The 1,327-nt window shown below is 72.6% G+C and carries 3 protein-coding genes; 2 read left to right on the top strand and 1 reads right to left on the bottom strand.

Going from position 1 to position 1,327, the window contains the following annotated elements; genetic code table 11:
* Positions 1 to 10: 10 nt before the first annotated feature.
* Both AOK23_RS39300 and mscL read left to right on the top strand, forming a co-directional pair.
* Entirely contained in the window at positions 11 to 466 is a 456-nt protein-coding gene (locus AOK23_RS39300; protein ID WP_240496765.1) for a hypothetical protein, read from the top strand.
* Between the two features lie 123 nt (positions 467 to 589).
* Positions 590 to 1,066: a large conductance mechanosensitive channel protein MscL gene (gene mscL, locus AOK23_RS39295; RefSeq protein ID WP_055717234.1), complete on the top strand. Its 477-nt coding sequence runs from the start codon at positions 590 to 592 to the stop codon at positions 1,064 to 1,066.
* Positions 1,067 to 1,094: 28 nt separating this feature from the next.
* Here the strand turns inward: mscL and AOK23_RS39290 are convergent, their stop codons facing one another.
* Positions 1,095 to 1,277, bottom strand: coding sequence for a hypothetical protein (locus AOK23_RS39290; RefSeq protein ID WP_055717232.1), 183 nt, complete (start codon positions 1,275 to 1,277; stop codon positions 1,095 to 1,097).
* Positions 1,278 to 1,327: the final 50 nt, after the last annotated feature.

Genomic DNA, 1,327 nt, shown 5'->3' with positions numbered 1-1,327 from the left:
CTGCCCGCCGCTGCGGGTGCGGGGCGGCACACAGCGGTTACGGCGCCTCGCCCGCTGCCGGAGGCGGGCCATGGCGGCCGGTCTGGCGGTGACCGCCGCCGCGCTGCTGGCGACGGGGGCGGGCCCCGGGGCAGGGGAAGGGGAACGGGTCAGGGGGCACCCCGTGGCCGACCCCGTCCCCGAGCGCCGCGCCGCCACCGGGACGGTCACCGCACCGGTACGCATCGCCGACGGCGCGACCGTACGGCTGCTGCGCCCCGGCGACCGCGTCGACGTGATCGCGGCGGAGCAGTCCGCCACGGGCGGCGACGCGCGGGTGGTCGCGCGAGGCGCCCGCGTCACGAAGGTGCCGGCGGCGAGCGCCACGGAGAGCGGCGCCCTGATCGTCCTGTCGGTGCCCCGCTCCACGGCGGCGCGCCTGGCCGGCGCGGGCGCGACCTCCCGCCTGGCGGTGACGCTGTGGTGAGGCGCTCGACCCCCGGCCGCACGTCAAGTCCCTCGTTGGCGGGACCCAATGGGACAGTCGGATCGGGCCTTGACGTAGGTTGCGGAGTCGTTTGTTCCACAACCAGCGCAGAGAGGCCTCGTGGTGAGCGAGAAGAAGGAGCCGAGTGTCTGGGAGGGCTTCAAGGCCTTCCTGATGCGGGGGAACGTCGTCGACCTGGCCGTCGCCGTGGTCATCGGCGCGGCCTTCACGAACATCGTCAACTCCGTGGTGAAGGGGGTCATCAACCCTCTGGTGGGGGCGTTCGGCACCAAGAACCTCGACAGCTACACCAGCTGCCTGAAGGACCCTTGTGTGGTCGCCAAGGACGGCACCGTGACGAGTGGCATCCATATCGCCTGGGGTTCGGTGCTCGGTGCCACGCTCAGCTTCGTCATCACCGCGGCCGTCGTCTACTTCCTGATGGTGCTGCCGATGGCCAAGTACCTGGCCCGCCAGGAGGCCCGCCGGAAGGCCAAGGAGGGCACCCACGAGGTCATCGAGGTGACGGAGCTGGAGGTCCTGAAGGAGATCCGCGACGCCCTGGTGGCCCAGCGCGGCTCGGGCCACGACCGCGAGTAACCGCACGACCGGCGCATGCCCGGCGAGGTCAGAGGTGGTGGGGCGGCTTCTCGTCGAGGAAGCGCTTGAGGTCGGCCGCGCTGTCGCCGCCGTCGCCGGGCCGTTCGCCCCAGCCATGGTCCGTGTCGTCGGACGAGGGCCGGCTGAGCGGGTCGTCGAAAACCAGCGCGGTCTTGGGATCACGCGGCTCGGGGGCGGGAGCGCTACTCATGCCTCCAGGGTACGGGCCCCCGCGCGAACGCCCCCAGCCCAGTCACCGGA

The sequence above is a fragment of the Streptomyces torulosus genome (assembly GCF_001419765.1).
Taxonomy (GTDB): Bacteria; Actinomycetota; Actinomycetes; order Streptomycetales; family Streptomycetaceae; genus Streptomyces; species Streptomyces torulosus.
The sequence above is the reverse complement of the archived record's forward strand: the minus strand, read 5'-3'. Positions and strand labels throughout refer to the sequence as shown.